The organism is Paenibacillus chitinolyticus (assembly GCF_045038035.1).
In the GTDB taxonomy this organism is placed as follows: Bacteria; Bacillota; Bacilli; order Paenibacillales; family NBRC-103111; genus Paenibacillus_F; species Paenibacillus_F chitinolyticus_A.
In genome coordinates this window covers 840,568-866,852 of the sequence record NZ_CP173427.1, presented here as the reverse complement: position 1 = coordinate 866,852, position 26,285 = coordinate 840,568, and the positions used below count along the sequence as shown (strand labels likewise).

The window sequence follows — 26,285 nt, the reverse complement described above, 5'->3', positions numbered from 1 at the left end:
CGCCGAAGGAATAACTCTTCTCTTCTTAAATCAGTTCGGATTTCTGAAGAAGTCTCTGCACGATGGCGGCGACTTCCGCTCTTGTAATCGACGCTTTCGGAGCCAGCTCCGTGGCGGTTCTCCCCGCAAAGATTGCGCCCTGCAGGCAATCGGCCACGCCGCTTTTCGCCCAATCGGCAGTCGCTGCGGCATCCGCATAAGGAGCCAGCGATTCCGCCTCTACTTGGGACGGCAGCTTGTCCCGGAGGCCGGTAGTCTTCATCGCTTTTGCCATGATGACCATAGCCTGTTCACGGGTGATTTTGTCGGACGGACGGAACGTTCCGTCTTCAAAACCGCCGATCAGCTTGTACGCGTAAGCGGTTTGCACCGCAGCGCTGTACCAATCCGCTGCTTTCACGTCCGAGAAAGGCGTGGACGCATTTTCTTGTTTAAGTCCCAGCGCACGCACCATGATGGCCGCAAACTCCGCACGCGTAATGGCCGTATCGGGGTTAAACGTGCCGTTTTCGACTCCGTTGATAACCATGCGCGAGCCCATATCGTTAACCGCATTCTGAGCCCAGTGTCCGGCAACGTCCCGGAATTCGAGCGGGTGCCAGATTACGGAGTAGGTGCTGTTCGTTAAACTGTTGATTTTCGCAAAATAGTGCCCGTCTACGTTTACGATCCGGGTCGGCACGTGACGGACGGTACCGTCCGCTTCCACGACAACGCCGGTCGTAATCTTGCTTGGATCTACGCCATCCGGGATGGCGATCATGCGCTCTACGTAGGCGTTGAAACGGGAAACTTCAACCGTTGCCCCGCCGTATGTTCCGGTGACCGCAAAGTTGATCGCCGGAGCTACCAGCGTGAAATTCCCACCGGACGCTGAATTTTCGACGATTTTCAGCGTTTCCTTGGAAGGAGCGGCAACCTCGATGCGCACTTTGATATCGTCCAGTGCGGCCGGCTTGCCGAGCTGATCCGACAGCGCGCTGACATTGATTTGTTCCGCAGGAATCGTATACGTGATATCTCCGGCGGAGATTTTAACGACAGCCTGCTTCTGCTCCATGGCTTTAACCATTTGGCCCGTCAGTTCGCCGATGAGCACGTCCGCTTTTTTGTCCTTCGCAAGCGGAATGGTCACGACGGCACGCTGGCCTTCGGACGCCAGCTTCTCGTCCAGCTTCTTCGGATCAACTACGATCGTCAGAACAGATTGACCGTTTACTTCGGACGACTTCAAAGTTCCTGCACGTTCCGTCTTCCCGTTAACGAGGATATCGGCTCCATCGTTAGCCGGTACTTCCGGAACGGTCGGCGTTGTCGGCGTCGGCGTACCCGATTCCGAGGAACCTCCGCCTCCACCGCCGCCGCTTGACGGCGCATAAGGCGTGACGGCATTCGATGAAGCCGAAGCTGGACCTTCGCCTGCCGCGTTAAGAGCTTTAACGGTGAACGTGTACGCGGTGCCGTTCGCAAGCCCGGTTACCGTGATCGGGCCGGCCGTGCCGCTTATGATTTTATTGCCTGGCGAAACGGCGACTTCGTAACCCGTGATCGCGTTTCCGCCGTCAGACGGCGCCGTAAAGGAGACGACGGCTTGTCCGTTGCCCGCCGTGGCGGTAACGTTTGTAGGCGCTGACGGAACGGTATACACCGTCAGAAGCGTTTCGTCAGAAGTGGTCGGGTACAGTCCCGACGCCGAGACGATGACGCGGTATTTGTTCCCGTTCATTTCCTGGGTCACGGGGAAAATGCTAAGGAGAGATCCCGTCTCGCCCGGCAAATCGTGAAAACCCGTTCCCGTGTTCACCTGCCACTGAAAGCTCAGATCGCGTCCGTCCGCACTCAGGGAAAGATTAATGCGAGCTCCCTTGGGAACCGAGAGGTCCTCCGGGGGCTGGTTTTTGATAACGGGCGGCACGATGGGCTGTGTCACAGTCAAAGTCGCATCGTTCGAAATAGCTTGCAGACCTCCCTTGCCCGTCACGACAACACGGTACCGATAGCCGTCCATTCCCTGCGAAACGGCCGCAATGTTCAGCGTCGCGTTCGTCTCGCCCGGCATGTCCTGGAATCCCAAACCGTTGTCTTCCTGCCACTGGTAAATCAGCTTCGCTCCCGTTGCGGTTACGCTAAAGCTGGCGGGGGCTCCTTCCGGCACCGGAGGCGGGCTTTGCGGATGGACTACAATTACCGGCGGCAAAGTCGGTATCGGAATCATCGGCAGCACCGTCAGCATCGCCGCGTTCGACGTCACCGTCTGCCCGCCCGTACCCGACACGACCACACGGTAGGTGTACCCGTTCATGTTCAGCGTGACGGCCGGAATGTCCAGCACGACGTTCGTCTCGCCCGGCAGGTTTTGGAACCCTTGTCCCGTGTTCACCTGCCACTGATAGGTCAACCCCATTCCCGAGGCCAAAACGCTAAAAGCTGCGGGATTTCCTTCAAGCACTGGCGGCGTGCTTTGCGGATGAATCATAATTACCGTCGGAAACGTCGGTATCATCGGCAGCACCGTCAGCACCGCCGCATTCGACGTCACCTGCTGACCGCCCGTACCCGACACGACAACGCGGTAGGTGTACCCGTTCATGTTTTGCGTGACGGCCGGAATGTTCAGCGTGGCGTTTGTCTCGCCCTGCAGGTTTAGGAAGCCCATGCCGCTGTCTTCCTGCCACTGATACGTCAGTCCCGTTCCCATGGCCGTAACGCTAAAGGAAGCGGGCGTTCCTTCAAGCAATAGCGGGGTGCTTTGCGGGTGCGCCGTAATCATCGGCGGAAACATCGGAAACATCGGCAGCACGTTCAGCACCGCTTCGTTCGACGTGACCGACAGGCCGCCCGTATCCGACACGACGACACGGTACTTATAGCCGTTCATGATCGGCGAAACGGCCGGAATGTTCAGCGTGGCGTTCGTATCGCCCGGCAGGTTTACGAAGCCTGATCCGATGTCTACCTGCCACTGGTACGTCAATCCCGTTCCCGTGGCCGTAACGCTAAAGGAAGCGGGCGTTCCTTCAAACACCAGCGGGGTACTTTGCGGATGTGCCGTGATCGCCGGAGGCGCAACAGGAGGCGCCGAGCTTTTGACGGTCAAGGTGAAGTCCTTGGTCACATGTTCATTATTTCTGCTGATCTTCGCTTGCAGAACCGCCGTAACATCTCCGCCTGACGAAGGCGTGACAATTCCCGTTGCCGGATCGATGACTCCGTTACCTCCGGTCCACGTGATTTGCGTGAAATGCGTACCCGAGGCTGGGAGGGTTACGTTTTGGGTAACATGTGCGGCACTATCTCCCGCCGCATAACCGATCACCAGAGCCGTTTTGTCATCCTGGAGAGCTCCGGACACAATCTGGCCGATCGTCGCGTCTATGATGGTTTGAATCCCGAACGCGGCGACATACCCGTTGACAGGAATGCCGTCAAGCACAGCTTTGTCCACAACCGCTTGCTCCGTGTAATCCAAAGCGGAATACTTGCCCAAATCCAATCCGGGATTGAGGAAGGTTCCGTCATTAACCCAGCTCAAAGCGGCGCTTACACCGGCTGTATCCTTTGATTCATGGAGAAACAGAAAGAAATATCTCTCGTCCATTGCGCTGGCGTAAGCATCCCGAAGCTCCGTAACCGTCGCGAAAGGACGCTTGCTGATCAGGTCATCCACGATAAAATCGTTATCCGCTTTCCTGTTCGCGTAAAAAATATCCTTCTGCTGCACGGTTTCGAAAATTTCGTCCGGGTAATCCGTAATGGCTTGATACATTTCCGCAGCAGTGACCGCCGCGTTATAAGCTGAAAGTCCGCCGGAAGCCCCCGCCTTAACCGGGCCCGCTGCGCCGAACAAAACGGCGTTAAGCACAATCACGCTCATCAACATAACCGAAATCCATCGGAAAGAGGATTTTCTCTGATGCATACATTCACCTCATAAGTTATAGAAAACTTTTTAACGCACTGACAGAACGGCTATCAACGAAAATTTTTTTCTCTCTTTATCTGAGCTTCATCCAGTCCCTTCCCCCTGTTTTTATCATGGAAAATTGTATCAAACGCCGCTGAACGGATTCTGGACAAAATTCGTCATTTTTCGCCAATACGGTCTGTTTCGGATCTCGGCAGCCGCAAACCTGTTTTCCATCGGGTTTCAGCCCCACAAAAAAAGCCCCGCCGCTCAATCGGGGCAAAGGCTTCGTCCGGGATAACCGGATCGCTCAGATGGTCTGCATCAAGCGCCTATACAGGTTGGCAGTTTCGCGGCCGGGCTCTGATCCCAGCTCTTCCCGGAGGGCGCTTGCAAACGCTTCGTATTGCTTTTTCAACGACAGCTTGTCACCCAGTCCGGCATGGGCTTCCATCCCCGCCCGGCAAATTTCTTCCGAGAACGGCTCCTTTTTCTGGAGGAGCTCCAGCCGCCGGATAGCTGATTGGGTCTGACCTGCGGATACTTCGTAAGCCGAGGCCAGAAGACTGGCCTGGATATACTGTCCGAGCAGCTGCGCCCGGTACGATTTGGCCCAGAAATAATCGTGCTCTTCCAGATATTCTCCCCGGTACAGCTGCAGCGCCTGGTCCAGCCGCCGCCACTGCTCCCGCGACGTAATCTCGCCGACAGAGGCTCCGGCCAGGAACAGGTCCACATCGGTGCGGAAATCGTCCCCCGTGAAGCGATAGCTGTCGTGGGAGTAATCGATGACCGCTCCGATTCCCCAGGCTTTGAGCATTTTACGCACCTGGTATACGGAGGTGTGGAGCTGGGTGACCGCTTTATCCAGAGAAAGCTCCGGCCATAGCGTCTCCAGAATGACATCCTTGGCCACCCGCTTGCTCCGGTGGTGAACGAGGAAAGCGAACAGCTCCTGCGCTTTCTGCGTGCGCCATCTCAAGCTGCCGCCTGTACCGGCGCTTCCCGCCAGGGACAGCTGCTTGAAGCACAGCACGGACGGTTCGCCGGACGGTGCCGCCTCCCGGCGGACGGCCTGAAGCTGGCTAAGGCGCGACTCCAGGCGGCTGACGGTCTTGGCGAACCGTTCCGGATCGACCGGCTTGAGCAGATAGTCGATCGCGCCAAGCTCGAACGCTTCGATCGCGTAGTCGTTATAGGCGGTTACGTAGACGATCTGCGCCTCCGGGTTCAGCCGGTACAGATGCTCCGCCGCTTCCAGGCCGTTCATCTCGGGCATCTCGATGTCCAGGAACACGATGTCCGCTTTCTCGGCAGTCATATGTTCAAGCCCGTGCCGGGCCTGCGTATACATGCCCGCGACCTCCATGCGCCCATCCGACTGGAGCAGACGCTCCATCTGGATCAGGGCGGGCTTTTCGTCGTCAATCAGAATGGCCTTCACTGTTTTGACCTCCTCCCGCATTCCCGCGGGTTCCCCCGTTATTCGGCACCCGGAATCGGACAATCGTTCCCCGTCCCGCCTCGGTCCGGATGTCGAGCCCTTCGCCGAACATCGTCAGCAGCCGGGTATGAATGTTGATCAGGCCGACCCCTCCCCCGGCCTCTGCCGACAAGAGGGATGCCGCGCGTCCGGGTTCCATCCCGACTCCGTTATCCGTAATTTCCACGAGCAGAACATCCTCCTTCTCCTCGACGGAAATTCCGATCGTTCCGCCTTCCGCACGTCTCATGATGCCGTGGCGAACCGCATTTTCAACGATAGGCTGGATGCTGAGCGGGGGGATCAGACGGTTCGGCTCGGACCGGATGTCGTATATCACCTGCAGCCGTTCTTCGAAACGTGCCTTCTCCAGAACTAAATACGACTGAACGAGAGCCATTTCCTTCTGTAAAGGTACCAACTGGTCGCGATTCTGAAAATCGAAGCTGCCCCGAAGATAACGGCTGAGTTCCAGAAGAAGCTTCGTCGTTTTGTCCGGGTCGGAGGGCAGCACCGCGATAATCGTATTCAGCGCATTGTACAAAAAATGCGGCTTGATCTGCGCCTGCAAAAACGCCATCTCCGCCGAAACCGCGTTCCGGACGGACTTGCGCATCTCAAGCAGGGTCCGCACCCGGGCTCTCAGCTCGTCGGCATCGACCGGCTTGCGCAAGAAATCGTTGGCACCCGCCTGGAATCCTGCGCGCACATCCTCCGGCAGGCTCCGTGCAGTCAGCAGCAAGACCGGGAGCTCGGCCAGCGAAAGACGGGCGCGGATCGTCCGGCACAATTCCAGACCGGACATGCCCGGCATCATCCAGTCGGCAATGACCAGGTCGATGGATTGCCCGGAGCCGATATGCGCCATCGCTTTGTCCCCGCCGTCCACCGCGATCAGCCGGTAACCTTCGACCGACAGCAGGTTGTACAGCACCTGCAGGTTGACCGGATCATCGTCGACCAGCAGGACCGTCGCGTCGATGTTGCCGGCCCGCCGGTCCTCCCGGCCTTCACGCAGGACGGCGGCGGCCGTTTCCTCCCTTGCCGCCGAAGCCCTGGAACCCGCATCGGAAGACCGTGCCGCTTCCGGTGCGGCCGTAGTCGACGGAACGGTAAACCGGAATACGGAGCCTTCTCCGAGCCGGGATTCCGCTTCGATCGTTCCCTCACCCAGTTCGACCAGCTTCTTCGTAATACTCAGTCCGAGGCCGGTTCCTTCGTAATCCCGGCCTTCCGGTCCGGCGGCCTGGTCATACGCATGGAAAATATCTTCCATGCGATCCTCCGCGATCCCGATCCCCGTGTCTTTAACGAAGACCAGCACATGGCCGTTCTTCGTTTCCGCACCGATCGTGATGCTGCCCCTGGGTGTGAACTTCACGGCGTTTCCGAGCAAATTGTACAAAATCTGCTGAAGCCGGTCTTCATCCGTGAGCAGCCAGGGAAGCTTTTCCGGCCAATTTTGCTCAAACGTAATTTCTTTATGCCTCGCGACATGCGTCATGACTTCCAGCACGGCGTTCGTTGCGGCTTTGAGATCGACCGGCTGCCGTTTCAGCACAATTTCGCCGTTTTTGAGCTTGCTGAAATCCAGAATATCGTTAATGAGATAAGTCAGTCTCCGGCCCGTCGATACAATCATGGCTAAATCGGTCCTCTGCTTGCCGTTCAGATCTCCCGATGCGCCTTCCAGCATAGACTGGGCCATGTTGACCATTCCGTGCAGAGGCGTGCGGAGCTCATGGGACGTGTTCGCCATGAATTCATCCTTCAGCCCGTCCAGGGAAAGAAGCCGGCGCGACAGCTGATCCACCTCTACGAAAGTGCGGTTAAACCGCTGCGCCATCAGGACGGCCTGGGTCAGCACGAACAGCAGCATTTCCGCCGGAACGAGCAGGAGCCCTTCGTATAGTCCCATCAGGGTAAGCACATAGGCCGCGATGACCATCAGAATACTCATCACACCGGCGATCATAAGCATCGTATCCTCCGAACGCTTGCGCACGTCCCGCAGCAAAACGAAGGCCATATAGCCCATACTGAGGAAAGAGACCCCCAAGATAAGCAATTCCAGCCTTGAAAAAACAACAGGCGGCAGCAGCAGGCCCGCCAGCACACCGGACGCCGTCACGACGGTGCTCAGCCTCATGGCAAGCGGATGAACGCCGCCCGGTACGGCAACGGCTACATAACGGAGCAGCAAAAAGTACACGAAGGAGGATACCATAAGCTGCAGCTTGAGCATCCCAATATAAGAAAAGCCCGGCCAGGCCTCGGCAAGCAGCTTCTCCCCGTGCGTGAGCACGTACAACAGCCCGACCAGACAGAATAATCCCAAATACAGCGAAGCGGGATCTTTCCTGCGGATCCTGTACAAAACCAGAAAATACAGTCCGGGAATCAGGAATCCCGCCATCGTCATCCACTCGGAGAATAAAGCCGCTTCCCGGCTTTTCATGACAGACTTCTCGTCCCCGAACAGAATCGGAGTGTACATGCCGCCGGAGGAATAGCTGTGGTTGGAGATCTGAACCACGATCTCGGCTTCGCTGCCCTGCAGGTAGGAAAACCCCGTGTACGGGACGTTGTCGGGACTTTCTTCGTCGGCCGTACGGCCCGGCGTTCCGCTCGCTCCCACTTCCCGGCCGTTCACGAACACCCGGTTAGCCATGCGGATATTGCCCGTGCGGATGCCGTAAAGGGCCCCGCCGGTCTCGTTAAGCCGCACTTTAAGCCGGAACGTGGCATATCCTTCCGCAGCCGGGCCGCCGTCCTCTCCCATATACGCATTCCATTTCCCCGGAATTTGCGCCATGCCGGTCGGTGCGGGAGGCGTTTTTCCCGCTTCCGCGGAAGGGTGAAAATCTCCGGGAACGAGCAGCTTTCCCCTGTAAAACTCCCACTCGCCGCTCAGCCGGACCGTCCCTTTTTCCGCAAAGTTCCAGCCTCTGAGATCCAGCACTCCGCGGACCGCATCGGGATTCCGTTCCAGCGACAGCAGATGCTGAAAAACGGAATACACCGGCATAAGCAGAATTAGCGCGGCCCCCAGTATAAAAAACAGGCCTTGTTTTTTCATAGTTTAATCCACAGCGAATGAAATCGCTTGCAAAATCCCTGTAAGCCATTCCCGCAGCTCCTGTACCGCTTCTGACCGCCGCACGTGTGCGGCACCGCAGACAAATTTTGCTCCCATTCACTTCTATGATATAAAGTCCCCATTTTTTGTCACCTGCCGGATAAAAGTTGCGATGCTGTTGTATTGTACCACAGCCCGCGCCGGGTTTCTTTTGGTTCGGATAAATTCAACGCGAAGAATTAAGCCGTTCTGATTTGCCCGCGCGATACGGGGAAGCGTCTCGAGTATACGCCGGTTTTTTACACAATGCGGTAAATAAAAAACGCCCCCGTTAGAGCGGACGTTTTTCACCTCGTTTAATGTTAAGATCCTCGGTTATTTACAGGGCATGAAGTAATATCTTTAAAAAAGTCTCCTGTCCCGCAAAAAAACGGGCCTCCAATGAACAGGAGAGACCCGTCTGACCGCATACTATGAACACCGTAACGGTACGGTTGCCGCCCTAATCGCGCTCCACCAGCAGCGCCACGCCCTGCCCGCCGCCGATGCACAGCGAGGCCAGGCCGCGCTTGCCGCCGCGCCGTTCCAGCTCGTGCAGCAGCGTCACGAGCACGCGCGCGCCGCTGGCGCCGATGGGGTGCCCGAGGGCGATGGCCCCGCCGTTGACGTTGAGCTTTTCCGGCGATACGCCGAGCTCGCGCCCCACGGCAAGCGACTGCGCCGCAAAGGCCTCGTTGAACTCGAACAGGTCGATGCCGTCTATCGGCACGCCCGTCCGGTTCAACAGCCGCCGCACGGCGCTTACGGGCCCGAGGCCCATCACGGCCGGATCCAGCGCCGCCGAGGCGTAGCCCTTGATCCGGGCAAGGGGTTTCAGCCCCCGCCGGCCGGCTTCCTCGGCCGACATGACGACGACGGCTGCCGCCCCGTCGTTGATGCCGGAGGCGTTGCCGGCGGTCACGGTCCCGCCGGAGCGGAACGCCGGACGCAACCGCGAAAGCGTCTCCGCGGTCGTGCCCGCGCGCGGGAACTCGTCGCGGTCGAACGGCAGCGGGTCCTGCTTCTTCCGCGGGACGGGGACCGGCACGATCTCGCTCCGGAAGCGTCCGGCCGCGGCCGCTTGCTCCGCCTTCTGCTGGCTGAGAGCCGCGAACTCGTCCTGCTCCTCGCGGGAGAGGCCGTACCGGTCCGCGACATTCTCCGCGGTTTCGCCCATGTGAATGTCGCACATGGCGCACCAGAGGCCATCGCGGATCATGGAATCGACGAGCTTGCCGTCGCCCATGCGCAGGCCCGAGCGGGCGCCTTCCAGCAGGTACGGCGCCGCGCTCATATTTTCCATGCCTCCGGCGACCGCAATGTCGGCATCGCCGAGCATAACCGATTGGGCCGCCAGCATGACGGCTTTGAGCCCGGAGCCGCATACTTTATTCACCGTAAGGGCGGGAACGCCGTCGGAAAACCCGCTTTTCAGCCAAGCCTGTCTCGCCGGGTTCTGCCCCAGTCCCGCCTGGAGCACGTTGCCCATGATTACCTCATGGACCCGCTCCTGCTCCACTCCCGCGCGCTCCAGCGCTCCCCGGATAACGATGCTTCCGAGCTCCGTCGCGGGCACGCCGGCCAGGGAGCCCTGAAAGCTGCCGATCGCCGTCCGCACGGCGCTGACGATAACCGCTTCTCTGGTCATTTCGGATCACCCTTCCTGTCCGCAGGCTTCGAGCCGCTCTTTTAAAAGAGGGCCGAGCGTGAATTCCGCTTCGGTCTTGGCCCGGACTTCGTCCGGCTCCGCTTCTCCGAGCAGCTCGGTGAGCACCATGCCCTCCGGCGTAAAATCGAACACGGCCAGATCCGTAATGAGCCGGTCCACCACTCCTCTGCCTGTCAAAGGAAGGGTGCAGGCTTTTTTCACCTTGGATTCCCCGTATTTGTTCACGTGTTCCATGATGACGACGATGCGCTTGGCTCCGCTCACCAGATCCATCGCGCCGCCCATGCCTTTGACCATTTTTCCCGGAATCATCCAGTTCGCAAGGTCACCTTCGCCGGATACCTCCATACCGCCCAGAATAGCCAAGTCAATATGGCCGCCCCGGATCATGGCGAACGATTCCGCACTGTCGAAATAGGAAGCGCCCGGTACCGCCGTGACGGTTTCCTTGCCCGCGTTGATCAAATCCGGGTCTTCCTCTCCCCGTTTCGGATAAGGACCGATGCCCAGCAGACCGTTCTCGGATTGAAGCATCACTGTAATACCGGCGGGAATTTCGTCGGCTACGAGCGTCGGCATTCCGATCCCCAGGTTGACGTACATGCCGTCCCGGATTTCCCGTACGGCGCGCTCCACGATTCTTTGGCGCGGATGGCTCATGCTGTCTCCTCCTTCGCTTCGCGGACCGTCAGACGCTCGATCCGTTTCTGATAGCTCCCGCCCTGCACGACATGCTGCACAAAAATGCCCGGCGTATGAATGTCATCGGGGTCCAGCTCTCCCGCCTCCACAATCTCCTCGGCTTCCGCGAACGTGATCTTGCCGGCTGCCGCAGCCAGCGGGTTGAAGTTGCGGGACGTTTTGCGGAACACGAGGTTTCCCGCCGTGTCCGCTTTCCACGCTTTCACGAGCGCAAAGTCGCCGGTGATCGCTTTTTCCAGAATATACGGCCGGCCCCCGAAATGTTTCTCCTCTTTGCCTTCCGCTACCAGCGTCCCGACGCCCGTCGCCGTGTAAAAAGCGGGAATGCCCGCCCCGCCGGCCCGGATGCGTTCCGCCAGCGTGCCCTGAGGAACCAGCTCAACCTCCAGTTCGCCGCTTAAGTACTGCTTCTCGAACGTTTTATTTTCTCCGACGTAGGAGGACACCATCTTCTTGATCTGCTTGTTAGCCAGCAGCAGCCCCAGCCCCCAATCGTCGACTCCGCAGTTATTGCTGACGACCGTAAGCTCGCCGGTGCCCTGCCGCTGCAGGGCCGCGATCAGATTCTCCGGTATGCCGCACAGGCCGAAACCTCCGACGATCAGGGTCGCTCCTTCGCCGATTACACGTACGGCTTCCTCCGCCGATTTCAGAACCTTGCTCATGTCTGCCCCTCTCCTCTCGCGTGATAAATTTCTCTCTCTACTGTGCCGTATAACCGCCGTCAATCAGCATGGACGTTCCCGTCACGCCCTTCAGCTTGTCGCTGGCGATGAGCATGGCGAATTCGGCGATTTCATCGACCGACAGGAGCCTTTTCTGCGGCACCAGCGGGTAGATGACCTCCTCCAGCACGCTTTCCAGGGGAACGCCCCGCGTTCTTGCCAGATCTTCCAGCTGGCCGCGTACGAGCGGCGTATCCACGTAGCCCGGGCACAGCGCGTTAACCGTGATGCCGTGCGCCGCGCCTTCCAGGGCCGCTACCTTCGTCAGCCCGATAAGTCCATGCTTCGCGCTGTTGTAGGCGGCTTTGCCCGCAAAACCGATCACGCCGTTGATCGAAGCCATGTTGATAATCCGCCCGTACTGCTGTTCCTTCATAATGGGCAGGGCGTGCTTGATCCCGATAAAAGCTCCCGTCAGCATCACCTTGATCATGAATTCGAACTTTTCAACCGGGAATTCTTCGATAGGCGCGACATGCTGCAGGCCCGCGTTGTTTACGAGAATATCGAACCGGCCGAAGGTTTCGTGCGTTGTCCGGATCGCTCCGGCGAACTGGCTTTCGTCGGTTACGTCGCAGGCGAGACCGACCGCTTCGTGTCCTTCATCCGTCAGCTGCCGAGCCGCCGTTTTTGCCTTTTCCTCCTGAATGTCGGAAATAACGACCTTGGCCCCTTCGCGGGCGAATGTGCGGGCGATTTCAAGGCCGATACCGCTGGCCGCGCCGGTGATCAAAGCTGTTTTTTGAGCTAAAAATGGGGTCATAACCGCCACTCCTTCCGTGAACCGTTCTCATCTCGGATTCTAATGAATGCTGATACCAGTTTGAGTGCAATTAAGTAAGCCTAGGTGAATAAATCGGGATTAAAGCTGCCTGCATTTCTTATTAAGGGACTTTACCGTTAACGGTTTAAACGATCCGCCGGATGCCTCTGTCTCCCCCGCGCCTGCCCGCTTTAGAAGAAAGACAAGACAGCGGCGAGAATAAGCACCGTGAGCGTTTTGACGACGGTTATGGCGAAAATATCCTTGTAAGACTGCCGGTGCGTCAGGCCCGTGATGGCCAGCAGCGTAATGACCGCGCCGTTGTGCGGCAGCGTATCCATCCCCCCGGACGCCATCGAGGCGATCCGGTGCAGCCACTCCGGGCTGATTCCCGCCGCCTGGCCCGCGGCCAGGTACTGTTTGCCCATCACTTCGAGAGCGATGGACAGCCCGCCCGATGCGGAGCCGGTGACCCCGGACAAAATATTGACCGACACCGCTTCGTTAATCAGCGGCTGGGAGCTGATGTTGAGGATGAAGTTCTGAATCGCTTTGAAGCCGGGCAGCGTCTTGACGACGTTACCGAAGCCGACCTCGGAAGCCGTGTTGAAAATCGCCAGAAGCGATCCCATCGCGGCCGCCGTCAGCCCCGCCGCCAGCTTGCTCTGAACGTGCCGGACGTTGATACAGAGCGCCGCCGCGATGCCGATGAACAGGGCAATAATAAGCGCCCATGAAGATGCAACCGTTTTCACATTCGCGATGTTAAACGTTTTGAGAAGCTCCGGGCTGTACCAGGTGTTGACCGTTAAAAATCCCCGGCTCAGCAGGTAGTTAAACACAAGCACCAGCACGAGCGGAATAAGCGAAACCCACAGGTTCGGGTAACGCTGGCCTTCCGCAGTTTCCGGCTCGTTCTTGTGTCCGGTGCCATAGCCTTCGCCTGCGTCAGCCGCCTGCTTGCGGCGTCTTTCCAGCCAGAACATGCCCGCCGCCAGCACCATGATTCCGCCCACAATTCCCACGACCGGGGCCGCGTAGGCGTCCGTTCCGAAATACGTGGTCGGAATAATGTTCTGCACTTGCGGCGTTCCGGGGAGCGCATCCATCGTGAAGGTGAAGGCGCCGAGAGCGATCGTGCCGGGAATGAGCCGTTTCGGAATATCCGCTTCGCGGAAAACCGCCACCGCGAAAGGATAGACGGCGAAAGCGACCACGAACAGCGAGACGCCGCCGTAAGTCAGCACCGCGCAGGCCAGAACGACCGACAGCATGGCGCGTTTGGAGCCGAGCATTTTGACGATGGACCGGGCAATCGAGGAAGCCGCTCCGTTGAGCTCCATCACCTTGCCGAAAATCGCCCCGAGCAGGAAGATCGGGAAGTACGTTTTAATATAGTTCGCCGCATTCGCCATATAGGTCTCCGTATAGCTCGGCATTAGCGCGAGTCCGGAAATGACCACGGCCAGCAGCGTAAAGATCGGGGCGAACACGATCACCGGATACCCCCGGTAAGCGAAAAACATCAGCAGCCCCAAGGCGAGTACAATCGCCACGACCTGAACAAACACCATGCACCTTCTCCTCTTTTCTGTCAGAAGATCACTTGTAAGCCCTTACATTCTTTTAAGTTGCGTGCCGCTTTCCATGAAATTCCGGGGCGTCCCCTGAAATTTGAACGTTCTGTGTCCGCTTCTAGTTTACACGGCAGGTGAGGCAAGGTAAAATTCAGACATCGAATAGCTACCATTCCAAAATTTTATGGCTGGGGATGAACGACCGTGGATGTAAGGAATCTCGCCTCCGTTCTGGAGGTCGCCAAACAGCAGAATTTCACGAAAGCCGCCGAAATTTTACATATGACTCAACCGACCTTAAGCAAGCTGGTCAAAAGCATGGAGGACGAGCTCGGCGTCACCTTGTTCGACCGCAGCGGCAAAACCGTCAAGCTCACCGACTCGGGTATCGCCGCCATCCAGCGGATGCAGGTCATTATCCAGTCGGTGAACGACCTCTACACCACGCTGGACGACGTGTCCCAGCTCAAAACGGGCACCATCCGCATCGGACTGCCCCCAGTAATCAGCACCGTCTTTTTTCCGCGCGTGATCGCGCCTTTCCAGCGGAAATATCCCGCGATTCAGTTCGTTATGATCGAGGAGGGCGCCAAAACCGTCGAGCAGCGCGTCCTGGACGGATCGATCGACATGGGCGTCGTCATCTCTCCGGACGAGGATTCCAGCCTGGGGCGGCTGCCGTTCATCCGCCAGCACGTCTCCCTCGTGCTGCATCGCGCGCATCCGCTGGCCGAACGGGATACGGTCTCTCTCGCCGATTTGAGCCGGGAGCCGTTTCTGCTGTTCGCCAAAGGTTTCGCCGTGCGGCATCACGTCCTCGACGCCTGCCACAGCGCGGGTTTTCACCCGGCTATCGCCCACGAAAGCTCGCAGTGGGACCTGCTGGTGGAGATGGTCGCCGGGGGGCTCGGGGTCTCTTTTATCCCGGAACCTATCTGCTCCAAAATAGCGAACCCCGATGTCCGGGTCATCCATAGGACTTCGCCGGGTATTCCGTGGAATTTGTATGTCCTGTGGAACAAAGAAAGGTACATCTCCTACGCGATGCGGGAGCTTCTGGAATTTATTGGAGAAAAGGCGGAGGTTTGAGCCGGAGTACGGGAATCTACGTGCGCCATCAGCGAAAAGAAGGCATAAAAAAAAGGATACCTGCCGGTGCGGGTATCTTTTTCATTTTGTCGCCTAACTGTGCTTTTACTTATAATCATCCCGGTACGGTTAGTGGAGAAAATTAAACCTACAAAACGCCTGTCTTCGTCCCTTGTCCGGCAAACAGCTTTTCGACGGCCTCCTGCAAGCGTTCCTTCTGGATCGGCTTGACCACGAAATCGCTGGCCCCGCTGCGGATGGCCTCCATGACAACCTGCTGCTGCCCCATGGCGGAGCACATGATGATTTTGGCGTCCGGATCTGCGGATTTGATGCGCTTAACGGCTTCCAGTCCGTCCATTTCGGGCATCGTAATATCCATCGTCACGAGATCCGGCTTCAACAGGCCGTAAAGATCGACCGCTTCCTTCCCGTTTTGGGCTTCGCCGATTACGGTGTGCCCCATCTGCTCCAAAAACATTCGGACCAACGTTCTCATAAATGCGGCGTCGTCCGCAATCAGTACGTTCAAAGCGCCCCCTCCTTCTGTCTGTTCCAATGTATCAAAACAAACTGAACAAAAACTAAACATGCGGGGGCTACTCTAGTGCGGAATCACCCGGATTATTCAACCAGGCGCCTGTTCCCCTATACCGTAACCGTCCCGGCAGCCGTCACCACTCCAGCTCCCGGGCGCGCCGGATCGCTTCGTCCCGGTTCCGGACGCCGAGCTTCGCATAAATACGGCTGCGGTGCGTTTTGACTGTTTCGTAAGCAACGCCCAGCTTCTGCGCAATCTGGCTGCCGCTCAGACGATCCAGCAGCCCCTGGTAAACGTCCATCTCGCGCGCCGTCAGCAGGGCTTCCAGCGGGGATGAAGCCGCTCCGGCAGCCAGCCCCGGATCCATGCCTGCAAGAATTTTGCGGACGAAGCCCAGCGTCGCCGCATCCGGTCCCCGGTAGCGTCCCTGCTGCTTGGCCGCAGCCAGCTCTGCAAGCAGACTGCGCACGGGGGCACTTTCGTCCAGAAAAATACGGACGAAATCGTTCGCTTCGGAGATTCGAAGCGCCTCTTCGAGCTGAAGCAAAGCTTTGGGCTTCAGCCCCCGTGCCAGAAGCATGTCCGCCTGTACGGACCTGATTTCCGCCGCATCGATCGGTCTCATCTCGCTTTCGGCGAGATACAGGAGCTTCTCCAGCAGGGCTCCGGCTTCTTCCCACCGCTGTTCGTGGACCAGCACCCGGGCCAGAAGCTGGTAATCGTACAGCCCGAAGACGGTCACCCGGTCTCCGCTGCCGAGCCTGCACCGCTGCCGCCACTCCAGCGCCGGCCCCGGGTTGCCGGACTGAAGCTGCAGCCGGGCCTTCTCCATCTCCAGGATGTCCGCTCCGCGCGGAACCTCCATCCACAGCATCCGGCGCCTGCCGTCTTCGAGCCGTTCCATCGCTTCGAACAGACGGCCTTCGGCCGCAAGCAGCCTGGCCTGGAGCACCCAGCCCGGCACCAGGTCATGCTCGGGACGTCCCCGGCTTTGCCCGATCCAGACCATGGCCTGTGAACTGTACTGCGCGGCGCCCTGCAAATCGTTCCAGTAATAAAGGACCTCGGCGTGGTTAAGGAAGAGCCTTCCCAGGAAAACCGGATTAACGGCCCGGTACAGCTCGGCCATCTGCATCGTATACGGTTCCGCGATCGCACGGGAGGCGTGTCCCCGGCCGATTTTGTAGCTTTTGACCGTCACGGCCTGGATCGGCTTCTCCGGCAGCCCGAAAATGATCCGGATCCCGTCCGGGGCATACCGGGTCACCTGCTCGTAATGCTCCCGGGCCCGCTCCAGATCGTTGCGGGCGAAAACCATCAAAGTCCCCTTCACGTAATGGGACATGGCCAGATACACGTGACGCTGCTCCGCGCTCATCGTTTCCGAGGCGGACGCGAACCAGGCTTCCGCCTGCAGCAGCAGGGCTTCGCCTTCCGCCGCATCCCCCGCTTCCTCCGCCACAAGCGAGTTGGCGTACGAGAAAAACAGGACGGGATGCCGGAGCAAAATCTCTCCCGGAATCGAGGAAAGCCATTTGCGCAGATGCGACCACTCCCAGTCCACCACGCGGGAAGTCATCTCTTCCAGCAGCTCAATGGCCTGTGCGTAATACCGGCCTTGCAGGAAATATTCCACCGCTTCCTCTTCCAGCCCCTGCGCACGGCACCATGTCCCGGCCTCACGGAAAAGCGGCTCCTTCTCCTCCCCGCTTTCCCTGTCAAGACGACGAACCAGGAATTCGGAGAATAGATGGTGGAACCGGAACCAGTCTCCCCTGTTGTCCAGAGCGATCACGAACAAATGGGAGCTTTCCAGCTCGGCGATGAGATCCCTGCTTTCTTCGAAGCCGGTAACGGCCCGGCATAAGGAAACGTTCCAGCGTTTCAGAATCGAGCTCCTTAGCAAGAACCGCTTCATCCGTTCGGACAATCCCCCGAATACTTCCTCCAGCAAATACCGCTTCACCTGGCGGGTATCTCCGGCAAATTCACGGATAAACGGCTCTTTCTCCTCTTCACGCCGCAGCGCGATAGCCGCCAGCTTTAGGCCCGTTACCCACCCTTCCGTTTTCCTCACGAGAGCGGAAGCGGATTCTTCATTCAGTTCCAGTTCGCACCTGTCGAAAAATTCGGCGCCCTCCCGTTCCGTGAACCGCAGGTCCTGATCGTTCAGGCGGCCGGCAAGCTGACGGGCTTCCATCCGGGTGACCGCAAAGCCCGGCTCCGTACGGCTCAGGATGCACATATGCACCTGGGCGGGCAAATGCCTGGCAAAATAAGCCACCGCCTGAAGCAGGTGAGGTTCCCGGATGACATGAAAATCGTCCAGCACGAGCAGCAGCCTGCCTTTCATACGGGAGAGCGCGTTCAGGCAGAAAATCAGTCCCTGCTCGAAGCGTTCCGTATGAAGAAGCGGAAGGACCGGGCTCACTTCCTCCAGGTAGCCCGGAAACGCTTCATCCACCGCCGATGCGATGTAGCGCCAGAAGCGGGCGCCCCGGTTGTCCCCCGCATCCAGGGAAACCCAGGCCCCCGGCATCCCGCTGCCCGTAATCCATTCGCCGACCAGCGTCGTTTTGCCTGAACCGGCAGGGGCGCAGACCAGCGTCACGTTCCCGTCCAGCGCCTCCTCCAGGCGCTTTTCCAGACGCGGCCTGCGGATCAGCGCAGCTACCGTGCGGGGGATGCCGATTTTGGCATGCAGGAGCGGTTCAGTTAAAAGTGCGTCTTCCTTTTGCGACATAGCAATCCTCCGTTTGACCGTTCTCTCCGAACTCAAGTAACGGACAGTATTCGGGGCTAAAGCCTGCTTTTCCTGTCGGAAATAAGCTATCCGGCAAGAAACTAAATCGGCTCTTTTTACACGGCTAGTTCCTAAGACCTAATAAATATTCCCCGCATCCTCAATCTTCCCCCTGCCTCTGCCGATAAATAAAGAATAGCACTTACATTCCTTGGGAGAGATTCGTCATGAAAAAAAACGCAGCTCTGGGCTCCGTCATCATCGTCGGCCTGCTCTTAGTCATCGGCGTACTGGGTTATCTGCTTTTCCAAAAAGCTCAAGGCCTGAAAGCCGTAGAGGAACCGGCGGCCTCCAATCCGACCCAGGAGACTAAGTCTCCCGCCGCAGCCGATGACAAAAAGAAAGAAGAGCAGGCCAGCCTCGTGCTTGCGTTCGAGCAAGCCTTGTATGCCGCCGAAAAAAGCGCCAGCGAAGCCAAAAAAGAAGCCGATCGGGAAATCGGCAACATGCATGAGAATGTCATGCCGGATTCCGCGGTCATTTTGAATGCCTACAATCAATTTTCGAAAGTGGCGGAAAAAGTCAGAAAAATTCCCGTTCCGGCAGGTCTGAGCCCGGATATGACAACCGAGCTTGAAAAATCCAGGGAAAAATACGCCCAGGCTTACGACCACAAAGCTCAAGGCATGTATTGGCTGATGGACTATATCAACACGACCAAAGCCGGATCTGCCGTAACCTACGGGGATCATATTAAACAGGCGAACGCCCTGCTGTTCGACTCCGTCGGCAAGGTCATCGCCATTCAGCAGCAGCTCGGAGTCGATTTTTCCAAAAAAGAGACGCTCGCTCAGGAGGCTCAAACCGTCTCGCAGGAACCAAAATCGGAATCATCGGCCGGTTCCGCAGCTTCCGCAAACAAGACCAGTTCCGCTTCGCCGGCAGCGAAACCGACAACTCCGCCCGCGGCTGCCGCCAAGCCGGCAGCGTCGCCAACGACAGCGCCGAAACCGTCGCCGGCTCCAAGTTCCGCAGCGCCGAACGCGCAGGCTCAAGAGCCTCTTTCCATAGCCGACATGAAAAAAGGCTATTTCGGCGGCATCGAATTCGGTCTCGGCACGGACTTTAAAGCCGTCGAGGCCAAATGGGGCAAAGTGAAGCAGGACCAGCATCGCGAAGGCGGCGCGGGCTACCTGTACAAGCCTTGCAATTGTTCTTTTTTTGTCGGAGCGCAAAATAAAATTTCAGCCATCGAGCTCAATACGCCCATGACCCTGCAAAAAGTCATCGACCGGCTCGGCAAGCCTTTGCAGGAAGGCTGGGACGAGATGGAGGGCTCCTATATGCTGGTTTACCAGTTTAGCGGGAAAAAGGAAGTGTATGTCGAGACACAAGTCACGAATGACAATCCCGACGCTCCCCCGCCTCCGCGCAGCGCCAAAACCGCACGCATTACCTTGATTCAGAAATAAACGAATTTGCACGAAAAAGAGCTTAAAGAGTTGCCAGTGAGTGCGACTCTTAAGCTCTTTTTTCCGTTTTATCATACAGATCAACGGGTCAGACTTATGTTTTTACTTGCCGGAGCTCGTCTTTGTAATCTTATCGACTTTCCAGACATCCTCTTTTTTTACTAGCTCAATCGTATACGAAATACCGGCCCCCATCCTTTTGGTTGAATTCACGGTGACTTTATTGGATGATGTTTTGCTTCTTTTAATACTAAGAGCCAGGTCATTTTTCCCAAAGATAAAATCTTCAGGGAGTTGTTGAACCGATACGTTGTATTTTTGGGCTATACGCTCGAATAATGTTTTCCTGTCCGATTCGTTAATTCCTTCCAACGTTTCTTTACTATAACCCACACCAGTAAATGATTTGTTATAATCAGCATCTTGCTCGATTGTCGCCACGGTTGATAAAAATAAGATTTCACCTGCATCCACAAGGTCTTTATCATTGGAACATCCCAACAAACCGAGACTTGTTAACAAAAAACATATAGTGATCAGAAGTATTTTCTTCATTATTTCCCCTCTTTTATAAGATTAGATGATATAGGTGCACCAGCATATACTTTTGTTTCGTGATCAAGCAAATTTAAAATGGCATAATTATCTGAAAAGGATGTTGTAAAAATAATTCGGTCACTTTCAATATAAAAGTTTTCTGCAAGAATAGGCAGCTTAAAAGTCCTGATATTCTCACTTCTAGTATCAAGTACGGTTAAAAGTCCTCCATATATGGGATTAGCACTATAGGATAAATGTAAAATATATATTTGATCATTTGATAGTTTCATGTGAAAAGGTGAATGCGAAACCATAAATTCATTAGATTTATCAAGATTATTTTTCTTAAGTTGTACAATCGAAGTACTATCTTTGCCTTCATAAGCCAGTACCCCTACATATAAAAATTCACCTTTTTCAATTATTGAGTTTATTCTTAGGCTACCGGCTATATTCGTCGAATCAATCTTTTTATTTATAAGGTTAAATTTATGAACATAACTATTTTTGTTTAATTCCAAGTTGTCACTTGAGATATACAGATTGTCTTCGTCAAAAACTGCATCAGTAATGCTGCCCTTTACTTCAACTCTTTCAATTTCATCAAGTGTATTCTTATTAAAAAATACAACAATACTGCTATATCCTGTATATGAACATAATACTGCAATAATGTTATTAGGGCCCTCAATAACTTTTATGGGAGAGAGAGGAATGTCAATTAGCTCTTTGACAACTTTACCTTCATTGTTAATAAGGATGACTTTTGACCCAGCCTCGCCCTTTTCATTTTTCTCGATAGGAATCCACGAAACTCCATTTGAATCCTTCAAAATAAAATAAGATATTCCATTTAGGCTGAAGAGGATATCCTTGTTATTTTCTAATTTGGATAAATTCATTTTCCCGCTTTTAACATCTTTAACCAAGCCGACGAACTTCATTGACTGATTTTCATCAGTCCTGCTGTTACAAGCAGAGAGAAACGTAATACATGTTAATAGAATTAGTAATTTAAAATGCATCCATACCTCCAAATGTAAAATATATACATTTTTTGTTGTCATTGACTCGCCGCTTATTTATAATACAATGGCAACCAAATTTTATCAATTATGGAGGTCATTTCTATTATGAAAAAATATTTAAAGAAAGGCATATTTGCTGCCGGCGTTTTAATTATCGGAGGCCCATTGTGCTTACAGAATATTGCTCATGCATCCGATGAATTTTCTGGAACGCATACCCTAGATCATCCCAATACATTTAATTTAGGCAATTTGAAACGCGGGGATATTATACTTGGTCATAACCCAGGAAGTAATTATGGAACATACACGCATGCAATGTTTGCTTACCAAGATGCAACTAAATCAGGATCCAGTTATTATACAACCGTAATTGAATCTACGAATGTAACCCCCGATCCAAAAAAATCTATTGTAATTACAGATGCAAATAAAATTAGAGATTTTTACAACGAAGCTACACAACTTAGAATTAAAAATTTTTCAACAAGCCAGCAAGCTACTTTAGCAGGCAAAGCTGAATACTATAGAATCAACTCAAACGGCGATTATAATATATTCTCCGGTCTGGCCCGCACAGATGGGTGGTACTGCTCCAAGTTAGTGTGGCGAGCGGCTTATGATATGGGCGTAAACTTTTTCGGAACAGGTTTTGTCATGTCCAGAGATTGGACCTTATTAGCTCTGCCAGATACCATCTACAACAGTTCAGACACTTACGTTGTAAGCACTACTGTAGGAAATGGCGTTGACGGTTTGATTCCAACAACTTCAAACGATGTGTTGTCTAAGGTGACCGAGGAAAAACTGCTTAGAGGCGATCTTGAATTAGCAAAAACTAATACGCTCTCTACAATTAAAAACGAACTCGCCAGAATAGAAGAGAATGAAAACAAGGATTTTGTTAAAAAGCAAGCAAAAGAAACACTTAACAATTATATTAATCAATTAGAAAGAATCAAGAAAAACCACGAGAGTTTGAAGTATAACCAGTCTGTGTATGGTCCTTCTTTTAATGTCGAGAGTCTTATTAAAGAAGCAAAGTCTATTAAAATTAATTAATTATTGATATATCGCAGGCTGACGTCGGTGTTTAACGATGCCAGCCTTTTTACTGATTATGCCAAAGGTCATCCCTTTGATCTCCTATTTCAGCTTGATCATTATGTACTAACTAAGGCGTCCTTGCTGTTCGCTCAGAGGTATAGTATGGGGTGGAAACGGAAGGAGTTGTTACCTGAACAGATGACGACTAGCATGCTCCACACTACTGTGAACCGCGAACAGCGCGACGGGGCTTATCCTTCCGACCATTATCCGGCTGCGCTCACTTGGCGCTTTAAAGGCTAGGCCGCTGGCGGCTGGAGGGGATGGAGTCTTAGCGCTCAGGTGCACGGAATACTAGAATCGATATAATCATTAAAAAACAGCCTGTCCGATTACCGGAAAGGCTGCTTTTTTGGAGTTTATTCACACATCATCTTTAGCATGCAAGCTTGCCGAACGGCAGGGCCATCCGTCTACGGGTTCAGCAGCTTCGCCAGCCGGACGAGCAGCACGGCCGCTTCGGCCCGTGTCGCCTTCTCGCCCGGCGCGAACTCTCCTCCGCTGCGCCCGTCGATCAGCCCGCGCTCGGCTGCGGCCTGCACGTAAGGCTTGGCCCAGACCGGGATGGCGGCCTCGTCGGCGAAAGCCGGGGCTTTCCCGGCCTCCGCCGCAGGGCCGCCGTTCACGGCCTTGGCCAGCATCACGGCCAGCTCCGCACGGGTGACAGCCGCTCCCGGACGGAACGCGCCGTCCTCGTAGCCGGTCACGAGGCCTTTGGCGGCCGCGTTCTCTACCGCCTGCTTGGCCCAGGCGGGAATGGCACCCGCGTCGGCGAAAGCGGGCAGCGCAGCGCTTGTCGCGCTCTCTTTAACGCTCTTCAGCAGCCGCTCCAGCATCACGATCCATTCGGCCCGGTTGATGGACGCGTCCGGCAGGAATCTGCCGTCCTCGTAACCGTCGATGAGGCCGAGAGAATAAGCCCGCCCGATATCCGCTTCCGCCCAGTGCCCGGAAATATCGGCAAAACGGCTTTCCGCTCCCGCTCCGGGTTCCTTACCCGGCTCCGGTTTTGTTCCCGGCCCGGGTGCCGTGCCCGGTTCAGGCTTCGTTCCGGGGCTGCCCCCGCCCTCTCCGGCAGCTTTATGGGTAACCGTCAGCTTATATTCCCGGGTAGACCCGTCTTCCGCCTGAACGGCGATTTTAAACACATGGACGCCCTCGTTCAAAGAAACCGCATATTCCCCGTCGGCCGATCCCGCGCTCAGCCCGTTAACTACCGCTCTGGCTGCGGAATCCATCGTCTTGTAATGGATAACGGCTCGTTCCGCATCCGTAACAGCCGCATAATCGCTCACTCCCGGCTGAAATTGCGGCGTCAGCTGCACTTCCTTTTCGCCGGCCGCAAGACGCAGCTCCTGCAGCCTGCTCTCCGCCGAAAGAGACGGTGAAGAGCCCGACGATCCTCCCGAAGCGGGTACGGCGAGAGTCCGTACCGTTCCGGCCAGTTCCGCGCTCCCGTTCCCGGCCGCATCCCTCACCTTCACCGCAAACGAGTACAAGGTGTCGCCCGTCAAGCCGCTCGCTTTATAGCTGTACGTATCCGCGCTGACCGTCGTCAGCAGGACACCGTTTTTATAGACATCGTACCCCGCAACGGCTGTGTTGTCCGCCGCCTCCGGCCAGCCTACATTCACGCCTGCGGACGTAACGCCCGAGAAAGCCAGCGCTCCGCCCGCGGGCCAGACGGGCGCTTCCGTATCCGGAGACACTCCCTTCCCCAGCGTCACTGTCAGGACAGCGCCGGCCCCCTTCGCCGACTCGTTCCCGGCCGCATCCGTGGCCGTGATCACATAAGCGTAGCTTCCCGGAGCGAGGTCTCCGACATCGGCGGCCGGAACAGAACCGTCCGTGTCGCTTGTTCCCAGCGCCACCGGCACCCCCAGCTCACCCGCGTTCACGATGCCGTCCTTGTCGGTATCCGTCCACGGATACGCTTTTACCAACGCTCCCGCTTCACTTACGGCCCCGGCCGTTCCATACAGCCGATCCGGCGTGCCCGCATAGTTATCCGTGGCGCCGAACTTGGACACGTCTACTGCAGGCGGCGTTGTATCCGGCACCGCATCGTCCTCCCGGATCGTTACGGCCGCTTCATTCGGCTTCCCGATCACATATCCGTTCGCCGGATCGCTCAGCCTGATCTTGAACGTTTTATCCCCTTCGTAAACCGGGTTGTCCAAAATCATAATCGGATAGTCCTTGCTCGTCTCTCCGTCTTGCAGCACAATCACATCGTCAACCGCCGCATAATCTTTTCCCGCCACCGCTGTCCCGTCCGTTGTCCGGATTCTCACAGCTGCCTGGCCCGATCCGGAGCCTGTCCGTTTGATCGTCACATTCGCGGCTCCGCCGTTCTCCGGCGTTTCGATCTTGTCCGAACCGAGAGAGAGCGTCCCTTCCGGCTTACTATTCAAGACCATAACCGTTGTGCTTGAATAGCCATTTCCGGCAAAAACAATATCCGACCGGCCGTCCCCGTTAAATTCACCGGTCTCCAGATAAGGCGCATTCCGGGGATAAGCATAGCCGACCGAAGACTGGAACGTTCCGTCTCCATTTCCCCTGATCAGCGCAAAATTCGCCGTCTGGGTTTGGCTGAGAATATCTATTTTTCCGTCTCCGTCAAAATCCCCCAGTGCAACATCAAGCGGATAATTTCCCGAAGGGTACAGCACCGATGGTCCGAAAACACCCCCGCCCACGTCCAGCAGCACAGTCACGCCATGATCTCCGTTAGCGGCAAAAACCATATCCCTCCGGCCGTCCCCGTTTAAATCAGCCGCTTTCATTCTTTCCGGTGTTCTACCTGCCGCATAATCAACCCGGCTGAACTGAGTGCCGGTCCCGTCATTTTTCAGAATACTGACCGTATCGGAGCCGGAATTGGCCACAGCCAGATCTTGGCTCCCGTCCCCATCCATGTCCCAGGCTTCCAGACTTCTTGGGTTCATTCCGACGGGTACAGAAATCCCCGGCACAAAACTCATGCCGTTGCCCGTATTGAGTAAAACCGAAACCGTATTTGAAACACTATTAGCCAGAGCCAGATCCGGAGCCCCGTCTCCGTTAAGATCCGCCGCAACTATGCCCAGCGGGAAGGCTCCACCGCATGGTACGGTTACCGCCGTCTGAAACGTCCCGTCCCCATTTCCCTTCAAAATACTTACGGTATTACCGTTCATGTCGACAACTGCCAAATCCGCATAATGATCCCCGTCCAAATCCGCAATAACCGCCGCTCTCGGATTGTTGCCTACGTTAAAGCTCCGGGCGGTTTCGAAAGTTCCGTCTCCCCTGCCGAGCAGAACGGATACCTGATTGGCCAGAAAATTCAGCGTCACCAGATCATCCAGCCCGTCCCCGTTCACATCTCCAACCGTTACGTCGTAAACCCAGCCTCCGGCCTCAAAAGCGACCGCATTCTCGAACACCAGATTCGCCGCATATGCTTTCACCGGCACCACGGCCAGCGACACGCCCAGTACAAGCGGCAGCCATTTCTGTGCTTGAATCTTTTTTGTAAACCGAACCAATTCTCTCACACTCCCCAGTAGACACTAACCCGCTTATTATAACGGATTACGGGTATGAAAAAATCCCCCTTTCGGGGGACGGAGGAGGGGTTGGAGAAAAAAATTACAATAATTTAAGAAAAAATCGGTTCAATAAACAAAGAACTTACTTTTATTTGGACAAATTTGTAGTATAAACCATTAAAAACGCATTAGAAAGGAAACGCGAATTCGTATTTTCATTGAGCTATAGTCCTTTCATGTTAGGAAAAGCATCTTTTGGCAGGGCTTTGGCTAATGAGTTCAAACCAA

The 26,285-nt window shown here is 55.7% G+C and carries 16 protein-coding genes; 3 read left to right on the top strand and 13 right to left on the bottom strand.

Features of this window, described 5'->3' with window-relative positions; all coding sequences use genetic code 11:
* Positions 1 to 25: 25 nt before the first annotated feature.
* The 8 genes from ACI48J_RS03905 to ACI48J_RS03870 form a co-directional block, all read right to left on the bottom strand.
* Positions 26 to 3,919 carry an S-layer homology domain-containing protein gene (locus tag ACI48J_RS03905; protein ID WP_405081778.1) on the bottom strand — a complete coding sequence of 1,298 codons (3,894 nt, stop codon included), beginning with the start codon at positions 3,917 to 3,919 and terminating at the stop codon, positions 26 to 28.
* A gap of 295 nt (positions 3,920 to 4,214) precedes the next feature.
* Positions 4,215 to 5,348, bottom strand: coding sequence for a response regulator (locus tag ACI48J_RS03900; RefSeq protein WP_405081777.1), 1,134 nt, complete (start codon positions 5,346 to 5,348; stop codon positions 4,215 to 4,217).
* Positions 5,329 to 8,466, bottom strand: coding sequence for an ATP-binding protein (locus ACI48J_RS03895; RefSeq protein WP_405081776.1), 3,138 nt, complete (start codon positions 8,464 to 8,466; stop codon positions 5,329 to 5,331). The genes ACI48J_RS03900 and ACI48J_RS03895 overlap by 20 nt, the downstream gene beginning before the upstream one ends.
* Positions 8,467 to 8,968: 502 nt before the next feature.
* Positions 8,969 to 10,153, bottom strand: a complete 1,185-nt coding sequence (locus ACI48J_RS03890) for an acetyl-CoA C-acetyltransferase (protein ID WP_405081775.1) — start codon at positions 10,151 to 10,153, stop codon at positions 8,969 to 8,971.
* Between the two features lie 6 nt (positions 10,154 to 10,159).
* On the bottom strand, positions 10,160 to 10,834 hold the full coding sequence (locus ACI48J_RS03885) for a 3-oxoacid CoA-transferase subunit B (protein ID WP_326052715.1): 675 nt from the start codon (positions 10,832 to 10,834) through the stop codon (positions 10,160 to 10,162).
* A complete protein-coding gene (locus tag ACI48J_RS03880) occupies positions 10,831 to 11,541 on the bottom strand; it encodes a CoA transferase subunit A (RefSeq protein WP_326052716.1) in 711 nt (236 codons plus the stop codon). Before ACI48J_RS03880 ends, ACI48J_RS03885 begins: the two co-directional genes overlap by 4 nt.
* A 37-nt stretch (positions 11,542 to 11,578) precedes the next feature.
* Entirely contained in the window at positions 11,579 to 12,364 is a 786-nt protein-coding gene (locus tag ACI48J_RS03875) for a 3-hydroxybutyrate dehydrogenase (RefSeq protein WP_405081774.1), read from the bottom strand.
* A 191-nt stretch (positions 12,365 to 12,555) separates the two neighbouring features.
* Positions 12,556 to 13,935: a GntP family permease gene (locus ACI48J_RS03870; RefSeq protein ID WP_405083178.1), complete on the bottom strand. Its 1,380-nt coding sequence runs from the start codon at positions 13,933 to 13,935 to the stop codon at positions 12,556 to 12,558.
* A 210-nt stretch (positions 13,936 to 14,145) separates the two neighbouring features.
* Here ACI48J_RS03870 and ACI48J_RS03865 point away from each other — a divergent pair, with 210 nt between their 5' ends.
* The gene (locus ACI48J_RS03865; RefSeq protein WP_405081772.1) at positions 14,146 to 15,030 is read left to right on the top strand and encodes a LysR family transcriptional regulator; all 885 of its coding nucleotides are present in this window, start codon (positions 14,146 to 14,148) and stop codon (positions 15,028 to 15,030) included.
* A gap of 148 nt (positions 15,031 to 15,178) precedes the next feature.
* On the opposite strand, the gene ACI48J_RS03860 is transcribed toward ACI48J_RS03865, so the two are convergent.
* Positions 15,179 to 15,529: a response regulator gene (locus tag ACI48J_RS03860; RefSeq protein ID WP_405083177.1), complete on the bottom strand. Its 351-nt coding sequence runs from the start codon at positions 15,527 to 15,529 to the stop codon at positions 15,179 to 15,181.
* Positions 15,530 to 15,704: 175 nt separating this feature from the next.
* Entirely contained in the window at positions 15,705 to 18,314 is a 2,610-nt protein-coding gene (locus tag ACI48J_RS03855; protein ID WP_405081771.1) for a LuxR C-terminal-related transcriptional regulator, read from the bottom strand.
* Between the two features lie 227 nt (positions 18,315 to 18,541).
* Between ACI48J_RS03855 and ACI48J_RS03850 the strand changes: the two genes are divergently transcribed.
* Positions 18,542 to 19,786 carry a hypothetical protein gene (locus ACI48J_RS03850; protein WP_405081770.1) on the top strand — a complete coding sequence of 415 codons (1,245 nt, stop codon included), beginning with the start codon at positions 18,542 to 18,544 and terminating at the stop codon, positions 19,784 to 19,786.
* A gap of 102 nt (positions 19,787 to 19,888) precedes the next feature.
* Here the strand turns inward: ACI48J_RS03850 and ACI48J_RS03845 are convergent, their stop codons facing one another.
* Complete coding sequence (locus ACI48J_RS03845) at positions 19,889 to 20,341, bottom strand: hypothetical protein (RefSeq protein WP_405081769.1); 453 nt, start codon at positions 20,339 to 20,341, stop codon at positions 19,889 to 19,891.
* Positions 20,341 to 21,351, bottom strand: a complete 1,011-nt coding sequence (locus ACI48J_RS03840; RefSeq protein WP_405081768.1) for a hypothetical protein — start codon at positions 21,349 to 21,351, stop codon at positions 20,341 to 20,343. Before ACI48J_RS03840 ends, ACI48J_RS03845 begins: the two co-directional genes overlap by 1 nt.
* 108 nt (positions 21,352 to 21,459) lie before the next feature.
* Here ACI48J_RS03840 and ACI48J_RS03835 point away from each other — a divergent pair, with 108 nt between their 5' ends.
* Positions 21,460 to 22,416 (top strand): hypothetical protein, encoded by a 957-nt coding sequence (locus tag ACI48J_RS03835; RefSeq protein ID WP_405081767.1) that lies wholly within the window; start codon positions 21,460 to 21,462, stop codon positions 22,414 to 22,416.
* 458 nt (positions 22,417 to 22,874) lie between these two features.
* On the opposite strand, the gene ACI48J_RS03830 is transcribed toward ACI48J_RS03835, so the two are convergent.
* Positions 22,875 to 26,003, bottom strand: a complete 3,129-nt coding sequence (locus tag ACI48J_RS03830; RefSeq protein ID WP_405081766.1) for an FG-GAP-like repeat-containing protein — start codon at positions 26,001 to 26,003, stop codon at positions 22,875 to 22,877.
* Between the last annotated feature and the right edge of the window lie 282 nt (positions 26,004 to 26,285).

Coding starts and splice junctions, on each gene's coding strand:
- ACI48J_RS03845 (WP_405081769.1), bottom strand. CDS start 20,341: ATGAAGAAAATACTTCTGATCACTATATGTTTTTTGTTAACAAGTCTC.
- ACI48J_RS03860 (WP_405083177.1), bottom strand. CDS start 15,529: ATGAGAACGTTGGTCCGAATGTTTTTGGAGCAGATGGGGCACACCGTA.
- ACI48J_RS03840 (WP_405081768.1), bottom strand. CDS start 21,351: ATGCATTTTAAATTACTAATTCTATTAACATGTATTACGTTTCTCTCT.
- ACI48J_RS03875 (WP_405081774.1), bottom strand. CDS start 12,364: ATGACCCCATTTTTAGCTCAAAAAACAGCTTTGATCACCGGCGCGGCC.
- ACI48J_RS03895 (WP_405081776.1), bottom strand. CDS start 8,466: ATGAAAAAACAAGGCCTGTTTTTTATACTGGGGGCCGCGCTAATTCTG.
- ACI48J_RS03855 (WP_405081771.1), bottom strand. CDS start 18,314: ATGTCGCAAAAGGAAGACGCACTTTTAACTGAACCGCTCCTGCATGCC.
- ACI48J_RS03905 (WP_405081778.1), bottom strand. CDS start 3,919: ATGCATCAGAGAAAATCCTCTTTCCGATGGATTTCGGTTATGTTGATG.
- ACI48J_RS03880 (WP_326052716.1), bottom strand. CDS start 11,541: ATGAGCAAGGTTCTGAAATCGGCGGAGGAAGCCGTACGTGTAATCGGC.
- ACI48J_RS03885 (WP_326052715.1), bottom strand. CDS start 10,834: ATGAGCCATCCGCGCCAAAGAATCGTGGAGCGCGCCGTACGGGAAATC.
- ACI48J_RS03850 (WP_405081770.1), top strand. CDS start 18,542: ATGAAAAAAAACGCAGCTCTGGGCTCCGTCATCATCGTCGGCCTGCTC.
- ACI48J_RS03890 (WP_405081775.1), bottom strand. CDS start 10,153: ATGACCAGAGAAGCGGTTATCGTCAGCGCCGTGCGGACGGCGATCGGC.
- ACI48J_RS03835 (WP_405081767.1), top strand. CDS start 21,460: ATGAAAAAATATTTAAAGAAAGGCATATTTGCTGCCGGCGTTTTAATT.